The organism is Marinicellulosiphila megalodicopiae, from assembly GCF_045862395.1.
Classification (GTDB): Bacteria; Pseudomonadota; Gammaproteobacteria; order Pseudomonadales; family Natronospirillaceae; genus Marinicellulosiphila; species Marinicellulosiphila megalodicopiae.
Window position 1 is genome coordinate 3,870,268 of sequence record NZ_AP023087.1, and the last position, 14,779, is coordinate 3,885,046.

The 14,779-nt window shown below is 36.0% G+C and carries 21 protein-coding genes; 15 read left to right on the top strand and 6 right to left on the bottom strand.

The genetic code is table 11. The annotated features are described in order from the left end of the window. Positions 1-4: 4 nt before the first annotated feature. Positions 5-2,092 carry a methyl-accepting chemotaxis protein gene (locus TYM08_RS16655; protein ID WP_422380277.1) on the top strand — a complete coding sequence of 696 codons (2,088 nt, stop codon included), beginning with the start codon at positions 5-7 and terminating at the stop codon, positions 2,090-2,092. Positions 2,093-2,137: 45 nt separating this feature from the next. On the opposite strand, the gene TYM08_RS16660 is transcribed toward TYM08_RS16655, so the two are convergent. Next, on the bottom strand, positions 2,138-2,416 hold the full coding sequence (locus TYM08_RS16660) for a hypothetical protein (protein ID WP_422380278.1): 279 nt from the start codon (positions 2,414-2,416) through the stop codon (positions 2,138-2,140). Between the two features lie 308 nt (positions 2,417-2,724). Here TYM08_RS16660 and TYM08_RS16665 point away from each other — a divergent pair, with 308 nt between their 5' ends. The 6 genes from TYM08_RS16665 to TYM08_RS16690 all read left to right on the top strand — a co-directional run bounded on the left by TYM08_RS16665 (position 2,725) and on the right by TYM08_RS16690 (position 5,813). After that, positions 2,725-3,078: a hypothetical protein gene (locus TYM08_RS16665; protein ID WP_422380279.1), complete on the top strand. Its 354-nt coding sequence runs from the start codon at positions 2,725-2,727 to the stop codon at positions 3,076-3,078. Positions 3,079-3,158: 80 nt separating this feature from the next. Then, entirely contained in the window at positions 3,159-3,701 is a 543-nt protein-coding gene (folE, locus tag TYM08_RS16670; RefSeq protein ID WP_422380280.1) for a GTP cyclohydrolase I FolE, read from the top strand. Then, on the top strand, positions 3,698-4,438 hold the full coding sequence (locus tag TYM08_RS16675; protein ID WP_422380281.1) for an SDR family NAD(P)-dependent oxidoreductase: 741 nt from the start codon (positions 3,698-3,700) through the stop codon (positions 4,436-4,438). The genes folE and TYM08_RS16675 overlap by 4 nt, the downstream gene beginning before the upstream one ends. Then, positions 4,411-4,761, top strand: coding sequence for a dihydroneopterin aldolase (folB, locus tag TYM08_RS16680; RefSeq protein ID WP_422380282.1), 351 nt, complete (start codon positions 4,411-4,413; stop codon positions 4,759-4,761). The genes TYM08_RS16675 and folB overlap by 28 nt, the downstream gene beginning before the upstream one ends. Next, the gene (gene folK, locus TYM08_RS16685; protein ID WP_422380283.1) at positions 4,761-5,507 is read left to right on the top strand and encodes a 2-amino-4-hydroxy-6-hydroxymethyldihydropteridine diphosphokinase; all 747 of its coding nucleotides are present in this window, start codon (positions 4,761-4,763) and stop codon (positions 5,505-5,507) included. Before folB ends, folK begins: the two co-directional genes overlap by 1 nt. A gap of 9 nt (positions 5,508-5,516) precedes the next feature. Next, on the top strand, positions 5,517-5,813 hold the full coding sequence (locus TYM08_RS16690) for a DUF1289 domain-containing protein (RefSeq protein WP_422380284.1): 297 nt from the start codon (positions 5,517-5,519) through the stop codon (positions 5,811-5,813). Here TYM08_RS16690 and TYM08_RS16695 read toward each other — a convergent pair. Next, a complete protein-coding gene (locus TYM08_RS16695) occupies positions 5,810-6,688 on the bottom strand; it encodes a LysR family transcriptional regulator (RefSeq protein ID WP_422380285.1) in 879 nt (292 codons plus the stop codon). The genes TYM08_RS16690 and TYM08_RS16695 overlap by 4 nt on opposite strands. 173 nt (positions 6,689-6,861) lie before the next feature. Here TYM08_RS16695 and trxA point away from each other — a divergent pair, with 173 nt between their 5' ends. Continuing rightward, positions 6,862-7,179, top strand: a complete 318-nt coding sequence (gene trxA, locus TYM08_RS16700) for a thioredoxin (RefSeq protein ID WP_422380286.1) — start codon at positions 6,862-6,864, stop codon at positions 7,177-7,179. A 313-nt stretch (positions 7,180-7,492) separates the two neighbouring features. Here the strand turns inward: trxA and TYM08_RS16705 are convergent, their stop codons facing one another. The 3 genes from TYM08_RS16705 to TYM08_RS16715 all read right to left on the bottom strand — a co-directional run bounded on the left by TYM08_RS16705 (position 7,493) and on the right by TYM08_RS16715 (position 9,124). After that, positions 7,493-8,317: a mechanosensitive ion channel family protein gene (locus tag TYM08_RS16705; protein WP_422380287.1), complete on the bottom strand. Its 825-nt coding sequence runs from the start codon at positions 8,315-8,317 to the stop codon at positions 7,493-7,495. Positions 8,318-8,505: 188 nt separating this feature from the next. Continuing rightward, a complete protein-coding gene (locus TYM08_RS16710; RefSeq protein WP_422380288.1) occupies positions 8,506-8,742 on the bottom strand; it encodes a DUF5062 family protein in 237 nt (78 codons plus the stop codon). Positions 8,743-8,797: 55 nt separating this feature from the next. Continuing rightward, positions 8,798-9,124: a hypothetical protein gene (locus TYM08_RS16715; RefSeq protein WP_422380289.1), complete on the bottom strand. Its 327-nt coding sequence runs from the start codon at positions 9,122-9,124 to the stop codon at positions 8,798-8,800. Between the two features lie 160 nt (positions 9,125-9,284). Here TYM08_RS16715 and TYM08_RS16720 point away from each other — a divergent pair, with 160 nt between their 5' ends. Both TYM08_RS16720 and TYM08_RS16725 read left to right on the top strand, forming a co-directional pair. Beyond that, positions 9,285-9,806, top strand: coding sequence for a hypothetical protein (locus TYM08_RS16720; protein WP_422380290.1), 522 nt, complete (start codon positions 9,285-9,287; stop codon positions 9,804-9,806). 21 nt (positions 9,807-9,827) lie between these two features. Beyond that, complete coding sequence (locus tag TYM08_RS16725; RefSeq protein WP_422380291.1) at positions 9,828-10,526, top strand: hypothetical protein; 699 nt, start codon at positions 9,828-9,830, stop codon at positions 10,524-10,526. A 56-nt stretch (positions 10,527-10,582) separates the two neighbouring features. On the opposite strand, the gene TYM08_RS16730 is transcribed toward TYM08_RS16725, so the two are convergent. Then, positions 10,583-10,915, bottom strand: coding sequence for a hypothetical protein (locus TYM08_RS16730; protein WP_422380292.1), 333 nt, complete (start codon positions 10,913-10,915; stop codon positions 10,583-10,585). 569 nt (positions 10,916-11,484) lie between these two features. Between TYM08_RS16730 and TYM08_RS16735 the strand changes: the two genes are divergently transcribed. From TYM08_RS16735 to hscB, 5 genes are all read left to right on the top strand, one after another. Continuing rightward, positions 11,485-11,964, top strand: a complete 480-nt coding sequence (locus tag TYM08_RS16735; RefSeq protein WP_422380293.1) for an Rrf2 family transcriptional regulator — start codon at positions 11,485-11,487, stop codon at positions 11,962-11,964. Positions 11,965-11,977: 13 nt separating this feature from the next. Then, on the top strand, positions 11,978-13,192 hold the full coding sequence (locus TYM08_RS16740) for an IscS subfamily cysteine desulfurase (protein ID WP_422380294.1): 1,215 nt from the start codon (positions 11,978-11,980) through the stop codon (positions 13,190-13,192). Positions 13,193-13,285: 93 nt separating this feature from the next. After that, complete coding sequence (gene iscU, locus TYM08_RS16745; protein WP_422380295.1) at positions 13,286-13,672, top strand: Fe-S cluster assembly scaffold IscU; 387 nt, start codon at positions 13,286-13,288, stop codon at positions 13,670-13,672. Positions 13,673-13,681: 9 nt separating this feature from the next. Continuing rightward, positions 13,682-14,005, top strand: a complete 324-nt coding sequence (gene iscA, locus TYM08_RS16750) for an iron-sulfur cluster assembly protein IscA (protein WP_422380296.1) — start codon at positions 13,682-13,684, stop codon at positions 14,003-14,005. 159 nt (positions 14,006-14,164) lie between these two features. Next, on the top strand, positions 14,165-14,698 hold the full coding sequence (gene hscB / locus TYM08_RS16755) for a Fe-S protein assembly co-chaperone HscB (protein ID WP_422380297.1): 534 nt from the start codon (positions 14,165-14,167) through the stop codon (positions 14,696-14,698). The last annotated feature ends 81 nt before the right edge of the window (positions 14,699-14,779 follow it).

Consider the following 14,779-nt stretch of genomic DNA (forward strand, 5'->3'; position numbering starts at 1 on the left):
ATTTATGAATAAGTCATCCAACCAGCCAATCAAAAAATTGAAGCTGCCATTAAGATTTGGGATAATTGCCAGGATTGCGGTAGGATTCATCATCGTGACAGCATTGTTATTGTTAATAACAGCACTGTCTATGTTTAACAGTCAAAAAGTTGAAAATCAATTTAATCAACTGGCCAATGTCACAACACCATATGCTGAAGATTCACAGCGCCTTTCGCAAAATTTCTTAGTACTTGAAACACAAATGCGCTTAATTGCTGCAGCAAAAAATCTCGAAGACATGCAAAAGTTTAACGAATTACGAAATGCAACCTCAGAACAAATATTAATTGATATAGAATCACTTAAATCCAAAAGCTTGAATCAACCACAAAATTTAGAAAACATTGAGAATATTTTCACTCAATTAGAATCACTCCAAACCATTGCAAATAATATTGTAATCGCGCGCTCCAATAATCTTGAAGTTGAACTATTAACTCAAGAAATTACAGCGGAGCTTGAATCTTTTACTAATTTGTTTGAGCCTATGTTTGATGAATTATTGTTTGATTTGGAAAACTGGCGCGAAACTGAAGTCATTTTATTTGAAGTAAAATCCATTGTTATTAGTGGCTTGTTATACGTTGAACAAATAAAATCATCCAACAACAAACGAGACATTCAAGATATATCAGGAGGGAAATTAATTACATGGATGAGTGATATTATTCCAGTAGCTATAAAATTAAAAAACAAAGAAAACAACGAACAAACCGATCAATTTGTTAAAGAAGTATTTGCAATTACTGAAAAAGTACTCGAAAAGGTCCGTGGTTTAGGCGGTCCGCAAGATGCCAATTTTGCTCCGGGTTTAACCCAACAAAAAGTCAGAGGCATTACATTAAATGAGGAAATCGAACAGCATTTAATAGATTATAATAATTCCGTCCAATTGATTTCTGGGTCAATTTCATTGTTAGTTCAATCCAGTAAAAAACAATCTAAACAAATTGAACAATCGGTTAAGCAACAGTTTGAGCAATCTAGATTGGTAATGATTGTAATCAGTTTAATTGGGCTAATGATTGCGATTTTAATTTCAACGATCATCACCCTTACTTTCAAGAAAAGTTTACGCCAACTTAAAGAAATTTTAGGAAATTTAGCCCAAGGGGATTTAACAAGTAAATTAAAAAACCCTAAAAATGATGAAATGGGGGATTTAGAGCGCTATATTGCAACGGTATCACAATCCTTAAAAGAACTCATAGGTGATATTCAACATACATTTGAACAAGTTGAACATTCCGTACAAAACAGCCGAACACTTTCAAAACAAACACGCGAACATGTTGTCACTCAAAAAGAGCAATTAGAAAGTGTATCTAGCGCATTATCGGATATGAACACTACTTCGGCCGAAGTGGCTAAATATGCAGAACAAACTCATGAACAAGTTGAACATGCCGATGAATATGCCATTCAAGGAACACAAAAAGTAAGTAACAACCAAGCGTCAATTCAATCCGTCAGTGATCATTTTTCTCAAACTCAAGAAACCATTGTTGAACTTGATTCTGGTGTGCATCAAATCGAAGGTATTTTACAAACAATTGGCTCTATTGCTGAGCAAACTAATTTACTTGCATTAAATGCAGCAATAGAAGCAGCTAGAGCTGGCGAACAAGGTAGGGGGTTTGCCGTTGTGGCCGATGAAGTTCGATCCCTTGCAAACCGCACTCAACAATCCACAGCCGAAATTCAAGCCATGACAGGCAAAATGATCAACGGCTCTAAACAAGCTGTGCAAATGATGAAAGAAAGCAACCTACGAATTAACAAAAGTTTAGATTTAGCTCAAGAAGCAAACGACACTATTAGTGAATTTAAAGGTATTATGGATGGCATACGAAACATCAGCCATTTAATTGCAACAGCCGCAGAAGAGCAGTCCCTTGTATCTAATGAAGTGAGTGGCAACATTAAACATGTAGCAGAACTTGCAGAACAAACTGAACATGCCGCAATTGAATCTACCGATTCCGCCAAACAACTTAAACAGTTATCCCATGTATTAACTCAAAAATTAGGTAAATTTAAAGTAGAATAATCAAAATTCTTACTATAACCATATATTTTTTATAAAACCGAATTGCTAGGGTTTGGTTCCCCAAATTTTTGCAACAGATCGGTCTGTGCCTACCAAACCTATAACACAACTCAATATTCCCCCACCTCCAAATATAAGGACAGGTAAAAAATAACCAAACTCATCTTTAGGCATCAAAAATAGGACACTCACACCAAGACCAGTAAACATTAACCCCATAGCGATTAAAATTTTTCTATGCGAAGGTTTGTATGCAAAAGGCTCATTTCCAGCCTCCAGCGGTGTTAAAATAAAAGAAAAAATGGATCTGAATAACTGTTTCATACTGACATACCTATATTTAACGAAATTTAAATCATACGCTTTACGACACTACATAAATAAAACCATATTTAACTTTTAAAATTGGTGCATTTATAGCTTGTCCATTTATAGTTAGTGCATTTTCTATAATTGTTAAAATTATGATTGTTTATTTTATATTAATAAGCATAGCGCCTTTAACTTTGTCCAAGTATATATAGATTGTTACCTTACAATAAACTTAATACATAAATAGGATGAATTAAATTTGCATTATTCACCTGACTGTAATAAAAAGGTGATCCAATTCACAAAAAAGTATTGAAACTATGCAGTATTCAAAATCTATGATTGAGTTGGTGATGCAAATTCGCAAGTGGATGCCAAGTGATTTGAAACCGGAAGTCAAACTCGCCAACCCCGATTTATTCCAAATTTTAGCCAATCATTATCACGATAACCCACAAATAATCGTACAAGCCTTAATCAAAGAACTATTTAGTCTAGCCGGGGAAAACTGGAATGACTTACTGGTGTCAACTGAAATTATGGCACCGCAATCCACAATGCGAGTATATCGTGGTCAGATAAGCATTGAACCAAAATCAGATCAAGGGTTACTTTCAGATGACGCTGCCAAAAAGCCTGTACGTTATTATCGCGGCGCGCCAATCTATTCTTAATCGCATTAAACGACACTTTTGATTTTGAATGCGCCTTTAAAATAACGTATGATGAGTTATTTTGATCAGTGCAGGTTAATATGCAAAAAGAGTTCACTCAAATCCTTACCCAGTTAGGCGAAGACCCGACCCGCGAAGGATTACTAGACACACCAAAACGCGCCGCAAAAGCAATGGAGTTTTTAACTCGTGGTTATAATCAAGATCTAGACACTGTTATTAACGGCGCCTTGTTTACTTCTGATTGCGACTCAATTGTTGTACTTGATAACATCGAATTATATTCACTTTGCGAACATCATATGCTGCCATTTACTGGCCGTTGCCACATAGGCTACTTGCCTAACGGAAAAGTATTGGGACTATCAAAACTTGCCCGTATTGTTGATATGTTTGCACGGCGTTTACAAATTCAAGAAAACCTTACGCAACAAATTGCCCAAGCAATTATGGATGTTACTGGCGCAAAAGGTGTGGGCGTAATTGTTGAAGCATCGCATCTATGCATGAGAATGCGTGGCGTTCAAAAACAAAATTCCGAAATGAAAACTTCTTGTATGCTTGGCTCGTTTAGAACAGATAAAGATACCCGCGCCGAATTTTTACATTTACTTAAATCATGAATGAGTCTGGCTGGGCATTAGTCACTGGAGGCTGTATGCGTGTAGGCGCGTACATAAATGAATATTTAGCCGCTCGAGGCAAAAATTTGGTTTTACATTTCAACCAATCCTCCCAGCCAGCTTTAGCATTACAAAAAAAACTAGAATCCACCTACTCCATCAAAACAGTTTTATGGCAACAAGATTTATCTAAATGTCATAAAATCACCGAGTCAATTGAGACTTTATTAAAACAAATTGATTATATCGATTTATTAATAAATAATGCTTCCATGTTTGAAGTTGGCTCAATACAAACAAGCTCGTTGGATTTAATTCAAAATAACTTAAGTGTTCACTTAACTGCCCCATGGTTATTAACCCAATCCATTGCCAAACAAAACAAAGCTGCTCAAGTGATTAATATATTAGATGCCAATTTATCTCATCGATATACATCTAAAGCCGCGTACTTTATCAGTAAAAAAGCCCTAGAAACGTTAACTGAATTATCTGCAATAGAACTTGCGCCCCATATACGCGTCAATGGTATTGCTCCTGGTTATGTGTTGCCGCCAAACCAAGCAAGTGAAAGCATTAAAAAAAGTGATATGAACTTAATGCACACCCCCATTGCTTTAGATCAATTCACAAATACAATTGAATACTTACAAAAAAATTCATCCATGACCGGTCAAATAATCCATTTAGACGGAGGGAGTCATTTATCATGTCCACCATATATGTTGAAAAATTAGAAATTTATACCATTTTAGGTATCAAACAAGAAGAGAGAGAAAATAAACAAAAGCTCTTAATTGATTACTGGATCGAAACGGATATATCCAAAGCAATGTTAAGTGATGACATTGAAGACTGCGTCAATTACCGCACGATCAATAAAGAAATTTTAAGTACTGTTGCCAATTCAAGCTTCAACACCATTGAGCGATTGTTAGGCGTACTTTTAGACATCATCATGCAAGAAGCAAGTATTGAAAAAGCCACAGTAAAAATCGCAAAACCCGGCGCACTGCGCTACGCTAAAAATGTATCCATTACTGCATCAAGAGAACGTTAATGACTCGTTATATTGTATCTGTAGGCTCAAACATCAACGCCGAACAAAACGTAGATTTAGCGTTTAAGCAGATACAATTAATTGATTCACATGCACACATCGCCTCACTGTTACGTACAAAAGCCCAAGGCGACACCACACAACCAGACTATATTAATACAGCATTTTTATTTCAAACAGATTTAGACAAACACGCTTTAAAATTAAAATTACTAGACATTGAAAAACAATTAGGCCGAGTTCGCCAATCCAATAAAAATGCGGCAAGACCCATTGATTTAGATATTACTCAAATCGATAACAACATCGTTGATGAAGACTATTATCGTTATGATTTTGTCAAAAAAAGCGTAGATGAATTAAATTCAAATAATAGTTTTAATAATTTATTAGAAACAATCCAAAAATTTGAGCAAAGCATAGAAAAACAATTAGCTCCTTTAGATTTAAATTATAAACAGGTTTTATTGCTATTAAATATTAAAAACAAGAATATGAACTTAGGCGATAACGACTATGCTTCCATTCAGTATTTATTAGTCAAAAAATGGATTGCAGATTCAATAAAAAATCAGCCTGAAAATAAAACCAACCAAACTTCAGACACATTAAGCATCACTCCAGAAGGAGAAAAGGTACTAACCTGTGCATTAAACAAGCTTGAGACGTTTGAAAAGCGATTATTTCAAAATCAAAAAATGCAACATTCATTACTCACGCAACTAAATAAATTATATGGATTTTAATGAAACAAGATGAAACAAATTGAATTTTTCCACATCGAAAACCCTTGTAAAAACATCTGCATAAATGGTGAAAAAGGCTTATGTATAGGCTGTTTTCGTACAAGAGAAGAACGACAACATTGGAAAGATTTAGATGACTTCACTAAAAAACAAATCACTCGCGCCTGTGTCATGCGAAAAAGACGCTTTGAACTAATCAAGAAAAAAACCTCAACGCAGACTATTGAAATTACACAACTTGATATCTTTGATGAAGGTAAAGATGAGGTTCAAGATGAAGATGAAGATCAAAACCAAACGAATTAAATAGGTAAAAAACTACTTAATCGGCCAATTTCTGATTGGAAATGTTCAATAAAAGCCTCTGCCCTTTTGGGTAAATACTGACCTTGATATAAAATCGAATAAGTCAAAGCCTCAAGTGGTTGCATGGTTTTTAATTTAATTAACGCCCCACTTCTTACATAAGACTCAACTTGGTTGTCTACTAATTTTGCAGGCCCCATCCCCATTAAACATGCCTCTAACAACATTGCATGACTGGGTAATTGAACATTCCCTCCCACAGCCACTTTTCTTGAATTAGGTCCATGACCAAAATACCAATGAGGCTCGTTATATAAAGTTAAGCAAGTAGTTAAATCCAAATCATTATTAAATCGATATCGTCTAGATGCACCATATACAGATTGTGAGACACTCATTAAGCCTCGAGCTATAAAATTTGAATCTGGTAATGCGCCAGAATGATGCACAAAGGTTAAATCAAACCCGTCTAATGTTGTTGGATAATTTCCCGAGTATTGTTTGACCTGTAATTTAATCTTACTATTTTGCAACATAAATTCATTCATCACTTCCATTAAACGATGATCAAAAAAGTCCATTGGAATCTGTAATGAAAGCGTTCCAGACACTAAACTGCCTTTATTGGCAAAATCATCCTGCAACACCGCTAATTGATAAATCAACCCCTTTGAGCGCCTAAGTAATTCGCTGCCATCGGCTGTAAGTAATACTTTTCTCGTGGTTCGATTCAGCAACACAACTCCAAGCTCTTTTTCTAATTGCGCCAACCTTCTACTTAATGTCGATTTAGGTATTTTTAATTTCTGTGACGCAATTGTAAGAGATTGCGCTTGCGCGGTTACAACAAATAACTCGATATCATCTAATTTCATTAAAAGCCCTTATTGCTTCATATATTGAATATTATAGGATTCATTATTCCATAAATGGGACAATATAATGTGAACTGTGCACTATTTTGAAAGTTTAAGAGGGGTATGATTCGCTTCAGTTAAAAAGCACTGACTTCAGTGTTCACATTTTCAAAACAAGAAGAGAACTAATTATGTTAAATATCACAGATAATGCAGAATTTGAAAAACAAATCGAATCAGGTTACACATTAGTTGATTTCCACGCACAATGGTGTGGTCCATGCAAAATGTTATCTCCAATCGTTGAAGAAGCTGCTGAAGTGTTTGAAGGCCGCCTAAACATCGTTAAAGTAGATGCGGATGATTGTGCTGAATCTACAGCGAAATTTGGTGTTCGTGGTATCCCGACACTGATGATTTTTAAAGATGGTCAACCAGTTGCTACTAAAGTAGGTGTAGTGACTTTAAAAGTATTGTCTCAATTCATCGAAGACAACATTGAAGCATAATTTAATTTTTAAATTATAAAAATAAAAGCGGGCACTTACAAAAAGTGCCCACTTTTTCAATTAAGGTTTTTCATTTTAATACATGAAAATTATGAATTTAAAAATAAAACGCCTTTTAAATTTACGTGAATGCCCACCTATTCAAACTTTAAACTAAATTCTAATAAGTCGATTAGCCCATCAAATTCAACACATTTATCATCGCTTTATTTTCCACTTCGAAATGCATCTCCCTCATCTTTTCAATTTAAATCAGCTTTAAATCCTACCAATTCTGTTCAACCTCTGGACAGTTATGCCACTTATCATTGTGCTATTCATCAGGATTAATTGGTTGTTTACTGGCTTCAACTAAATTAAAAAAATACTCCGTTAACTTTTCTTCGATTTCAAATGATTTTTCAGTAGGGCAAAAAATCACGAACGTTGTATTAATTCTACCCATTTGTGTCGTGGTAATTGAAATTTCTGGTTCAGGACCAGGAATTGTCACATCCAAACTTCGCTCAATAATTGCATTATAACGCTCAGCTACTGTTTGAAAATCTTTACAATATTTTTTTGCAACCTTTAATAATTTTGCTTTGTATTTATAGGGTTGATAATCGCTGTTCATAGTTATGGTAAAGCTATGACTGACATAGCGCTTTAGAAAGTTTAAATTTTTAATCGGCGATGTAATTAATTGATTATTAGGAATAAATAAGGTTTTACCCGTATAGCTATAAGTTGCAATATCCACCTCAAGCATTGTCAATTTTGCCCAGTCTGTTGAAATCACTTCACCACAATGATCTTTTGTTTGCACCCAGTCCCCAACCCTAAATGGATTAGTACTAGTGATATATAAAAAACCGATAAAACATTGAATAAATTCTCGTGTGGCTAATACAATGGCCACCATAAATGCAGCAATAGATATTGCAAAGTCTTGCAGCTCTGGCGACCACAAATAAAACAGCAATATTAATACGGCTAAGTTTGAAATATTTTTGATTGCATTGGTTAACGAACGATGTTCTTTTTGTTTCTTTTTTGCACGATATCGAATCAAAACAATTAAATAATGTTTAGACAAAAATGCAAAAATAATAAACGCAAAGGAAGTTAATAATTTATATTCTAACAAAATACTCATGAAGGGATTCTTATTCGGAAAAATTTCTAAAAATAGGCGTATGTATTTTGTAATTATAGAGGATTGAGCTACTTTCGACATCCTTGTCTTTGGAATTAATTTAGATTAATTCAATCTAGCGTAAAATTTTGAATTAAAAACATAAAATTATTTAATTTCCTGATCAATATCTACACGATTGTTTTGAGTTATTCCAATTTTGAAGCCCATATTGCAAGGCGATGTTTCATAGATAATTGTGATATTTGATCTTGAGGCAAAGGTTGGATTACTTTGTCATGCACTAACAACCGATAGATATATTCAATTTTTTCAGTAGCAGAATCCGTAGGTTCAAACTCAACGACACCACGCGCTTCACCATATTTTGTACCTGCTTCAATGGCTTTTTTTACGAGTTCTTTTTCATTTTTAAGCTTCTTCATACTTTATTCACCTTAAAATCACGCTTTTTTTACAAATAATATTGTTCTTAAGTTTTTAGCTTAATTGCGACACATCAAATATTTGCCCAACCTCTACACTGCCACCTGCTAATAATACAGGGCATTGTTTTGCAATAATTGTCGCCTCATCAAAAGAGTCTGCTTTAAAAATACCATAGCCAGAAATTGGATTACTCCCCCCATCTTTAGTAACCGAACCATCGCTTAACACAGTAATATTCGGCCCCACTGGATTACCAGCATCCACGATATTTTTGTCATATTGAGTCAACCATTGCTCCCAAGCTTGCATCATGGACGCAAACTCTTCAGGTCCGTCTGGGTCTTTTCCACCGTGATAAGCAAATAGGAAATTAGCCATTGTTCACACCTCTTTGAATTAGTAAATGATTATAGACATGTAATAAAACCTTTGTATATTTATCAAAACATATAATATGCAATATTTCAAAAATTGAATTGTTATAAAAAAAGGACAAACATGAGATAATTTCATATATCGTTTTATATTTTAGGTTTTTATGCGTATTTTATTGTTGATGATATTAACATTACTTACTTTTTATTCATTTTCATTTGAACCAAAAAAGAGTAATTACAATTTTGCAATTCAAACATCTATATCCAGTTACGCTGGTGATGAATCCAATGGAATAAGATTAGACTATCAATTATTTAATCATTTGATATCCATTGACTACGACACGATTTATGACTCATCGTTAAAACAACAAAGCTGGAAAAGCTATCAATTTATTGGATTGAGTTATGGCTATATATCTAATTTTAATCACTCAAATACCCAATCTTATATTCGAACCGGAATGGGCCAGTATTTTAACATTCTACATTCACAAGCCTCTCAATCTGATTTGCAACTATTTACATTATTTGGCATCAAACACGACTTAGCTTTAACTCGCTGGGGGAAACTGGGCGGTTATATTGAAGCCGGATCAATTGGCAAAGGTTTTCATTATAAAAATCAATATGAACTAGGTCATGGTTTTTTACAAAAAATAGGGATTTTTTGGGAATTTTAAAAAATGAAAAAAATGAAAAAAATGAAAAATTTGATAATTTTTATAAGCATTACATTTAGTCATCAAGTATTAGCACAAAATGGCTGGTACGTAGATTTTGGTATTGGAAATGCCGTGAACAAAAAACAAGACATTAACATTTATCAAGTAAACCATGATGATATTTTACTAAAAGATGTCCAATTCTCATCTCACGGATTTCAAGCACCTATTTTGTACACAATTCGAATTGGCAAAGAAAATATAGGTCTTAAAAACTATTGGGAGTTAGAGCACATTCATCACAAACTATATATTGATGACATTCAATCCATCAATTCAAAATTAACCAAGTTTGAAATAACCGATGGGTACAATCTATTTTTAATCAACAAAGTATTCGAACACACTGAAATCAAACACGCCATGTTTAGACTCGGCATTGGTACGATATATACGCATCCTGATATTCATTTTGACGATGACCAGGACGGTCAAACCGATCGCACAAATTTTGAACGAGGCAATGGAGTCTTTCCGACAATTTGGAAAGATGGATATCATTGGGGCGGCTACGCAATACAAGCAAGTATCGCCAAACAATGGAAAATAAAACAATTTAGAATCGCCGCCGAATTAAAAGCCTACCATGGTGCGGCGAATATTCCAGTTGATGATGGTCATGTTTTTGTTCCTACTACTAGTGCCAATGCATCTTTGGTATTGGGTTATAGCTTTTAAACAATTTTTTAAAAATCATTTTAAAGTATGAATCAAAAACCAAGAAAAACTAACGATTAGTGTACATCGTCCATTTCAGGTAAATAAGTATTAAACGGACCATACCAAATTGCGCCAGTGGATTGTAACTTCAATAAATCTTCGTTATCGGGCAAGCCGTCTTCGAGCGTGTCATAATCCACTTCATCCAAATCTAAACTAAAAGCAGCATAGGTTTGAAAGGGTTTATAACAGTCCTCTAGCAATTGCGCTTCCACTAAATCAATTGCCTCACGAATATTGTCTGCACCAATATAACAATTCACAAACGCACCTGCTGCATCATCAGGTAATTGCGTACCACTCATTGGAATCACCTCCACTTCTACTCTAAAAATAAACGCTTTCATATTTGCCTTGGGTAAATTGGTTTGTATGGAGTTAGTTTATAGAAGATTTCAGCAAATCCAAAATAGCATTTTTTTTGGGATTGGATTGGTTAGTACTATTTGTAAATGTAAACATCGTAGGCTCGGGATTCATCGTCACAAGGATGTGACTTATTAGAATTGCGCAGGAGCACGCATTCGTTCCGAGAGAACCTCCTGTTTTGTTTGTTTTTTCGGAATAAATCCCGAACCTACAGGGTTATCGCTTGTAATATCAATACCAAGGTCACATAAAACTAATAATGAACACATGGATGTGTCATTCGCCAAGGCAATATTCAAGAAAGGCCCCCTTTTGCCAGAATATTGTCTTGGCTTTTAATTTCTTCAGGGATGAAGGGATTAAACTTAACAGCACATGGATGTGCAATTCGCCAAGGCTATATTCAAGAAAGGTTTCCTTTCGCCAGAATATTGTCTTGGCTTTTAATTTCTTCAGGGATGAAGGGATTAAACTTAAAGAGTACTTGACTAATTTAGTCGGGTACTCCAAAATTCACTTAAATTAAGACCTGATTCCTTGAGCCAATATGAAGCTTACTACCAAAGGCCGTTATGCGGTCACTGCGATTTTAGATTTAGCCTTGCATGAAACGCATGGTCCTACGACGCTGGCTGATATTTCTGTGCGCCAAGGCATTTCTCTTTCCTATCTTGAACAATTATTTGCTAAAATGCGCCGCTCAAAACTGGTGGACTCTACTAGAGGCCCAGGTGGCGGTTATCGCCTAGCTCGTGCTAAACATGAAATATCCGTTGTAGACATCGTTGATTCGGTCAATGAGTCGATACAAGTCACTAAATGTGAAGGTAAAGGCGGATGTGACAATGGCGAAATGTGCCTAACTCACGAGCTTTGGAACGATTTAAGCGAGCAAATCAATCAGTATTTACTAGCAATTACTGTTGAAGATTTAATTAAACGACCAGAAATTTTATCACTTTCGGCTAAGCAAGATCAGCGAGTATTAAAAGCCGCTGACGCGATCCCCGTGAGTGAACGTATTTAATGTGGAGCAATACATGAAACTGCCTATTTATTTTGACTATTCAGCTACTACCCCAGTAGATGAGCGCGTTGCCAAGAAAATGATCGACTGCCTAACTTTTGAAGGCAACTTTGGTAACCCCGCTTCTCGTTCTCACTTTTTTGGATGGCAAGCAGAAGAAGCAGTTGAAAATGCTCGACGCGATGTTGCTGACCTAATTGGCGCCGATCCTCGTGAAATCGTTTGGACATCAGGTGCAACTGAATCAAACAACCTAGCGATTAAAGGTGCAGCGCATTTTTATAGCAAAAAAGGTAAACACATCATTACAAGCGCAATTGAGCATAAAGCCGTATTAGATACGTGCCGCCAATTAGAGCGTGAAGGTTATGAAGTAACGTATTTAAACCCTAACTCTGACGGCATCACAACAGTTGAAAGCGTTAAAGAAGCGGTTCGTGAAGATACCATCGTTGTATCGATCATGCATGTAAACAACGAAATCGGCACCATCAATGATGTGGCTTCAATCGGTGAATTCTGCCGTAGCAAAAAGATCATCTTCCATGTCGATGCTGCGCAATCTGCAGGTAAAATCGACGTAGACGCTAAAGCGATGAACATTGATTTATTGTCTTTATCAGCACATAAAATGTACGGACCTAAAGGCATCGGTGCATTATTTGTTAACCGTAAGCCACGTGTTCGTTTAGAAGCGTTGATTCACGGTGGCGGCCATGAGCGTGGTATGCGTTCTGGTACGTTAGCGACTCACCAAATTGTGGGTATGGGCGAAGCGGCTAAAATCGCAAAAGCGGAAATACCTGCTGAACAAGTTAAATTAAAAGCACTTCGTGATCGTTTTTGGAATGGTGTTTCGCACATCGAACAAACGTTCATTAACGGCAGCCCAACTAACCGTGTACCGGGTAACTTAAATGTGAGTTTCAACTTTGTTGAAGGCGAATCATTATTAATGGCTTTAAAAGACCTAGCGGTTTCTTCTGGCTCTGCTTGTACTTCTGCTTCATTAGAGCCGTCTTATGTATTACGCGCTTTAGGTTTGTCTGACGAACTAGCGCACAGTTCATTACGTTTTGGTTTTGGTCGTTACACAACCGAAGAAGATGTGGATTACGCGGTTAAGCAAATTGAAGTGGCTATTACAAAATTACGTGACCTGTCTCCTTTATGGGACATGTTCAAAGATGGCGTAGACCTTAGCAAAGTAAAATGGGCTGCCCACTAATCAGTTTTTAATTTTTGAAAATCGTTTTTATGTAAAAGCGATTTCTAACCCCGAATAAAAAATGGTGTGCAACCACACCGCAGGAGAATAAAAATGGCTTATAGCGAAAAAGTAATCGATCATTACGAAAACCCACGCAACGTTGGTAAATTAGACGACACTGACGAAAATGTTGGTACTGGCATGGTCGGCGCACCAGCATGTGGTGACGTGATGCGTTTGCAAATTCAAGTTGGCGATGACGGCATCATTCAAGATGCTAAATTCAAAACTTACGGTTGTGGTTCTGCCATTGCATCAAGCTCGTTAGTAACTGAGTGGATGAAAGGCAAGTCAGTTGATGAAGCAGCAACTATTAAAAACTCTGCAATTTCTGAAGAATTAGCATTACCGCCAGTTAAAATTCACTGCTCTGTATTGGCAGAAGATGCGATTGCTGCTGCAATTGCTGACTACCGTACAAAGCAAAGCAACAAGTAAGGTAGTTTTATGGCTGTCACAGTAACTGAACCTGCTGCGCAACATATTCAAAAGCAAATAAGCTCGCGCGGCAAAGGCATTGGTATTCGTCTTGGTGTAAAAACATCAGGCTGTTCGGGTATGGCTTACGTACTTGAATTTGTGGATTCCACAAACGACGAAGACGAAGTATTCCAACAATATGGCGTACAAGTAATTGTTGATAAAAAATCCCTGTCTTATTTAGACGGCACGCAATTAGACTTTAAAAAAGAAGGTCTAAATGAAGGGTTTGAATTTTCAAACCCAAACGTTGCTGGCGAATGTGGATGTGGCGAAAGCTTTAGCGTCTAGGGGCGTAACTATTTTGCTTGCGCCCAATTTTGCGCATGACTTCGTTAAAAAATAATCACTTACCTTTGTAAGCTTTTATTTTTTGACTTGTTCTGCACAAAATTAGTCGCCATCTAAATAGCCACTAATTAGTCTTAGTATTACTTTTTAGGCAATGTAATGAATAGCCAGAATATTTTAAATTCGTCCAACTACTTTGAGTTATTTGAATTAACCGAAGGTTTTGAGATTGATATCAACGAGCTTAATGCTCGTTTTCGTTTTTTACAAAAGGCGGTTCACCCAGATCAACACGCAATGGGTACCAGTAAAGAACAACTCTTAGCGCAACAATTAAGCGCTAAAACGAACGATGGTTACCAAACTCTAAAAACGCCTTTGTTGCGTTATCGTTATTTATTATCCCTTAAAGGGTTAGAGTTTAAAGAGCACACGCACAAAGATGCAGGCTTTTTAATGTTGCAAATGCAACTGCGCGAAGACTTAAGTGAAATAGACATTCACGCCAATGATGTCGACGCTAAAATCGATGCATTTAATGAGCAATTGCAAAACATGATCACCAATCAAACCGGTGCATTTAAAAACGCATACCTCGCTCAAGATTATAATGGCGCTTACAACGAAGTGGTCAAACTGACTTTCTTTGAAAAGTTAAAACAAGATGTAGAACGTCTTGAAGACCAACTTTAACCCTAATGATAAAACGTAAATCATTAACCGTTGTCACGACCAAAAATTAAATATTCAAAATTAAAGAGCAGAATTAGATTC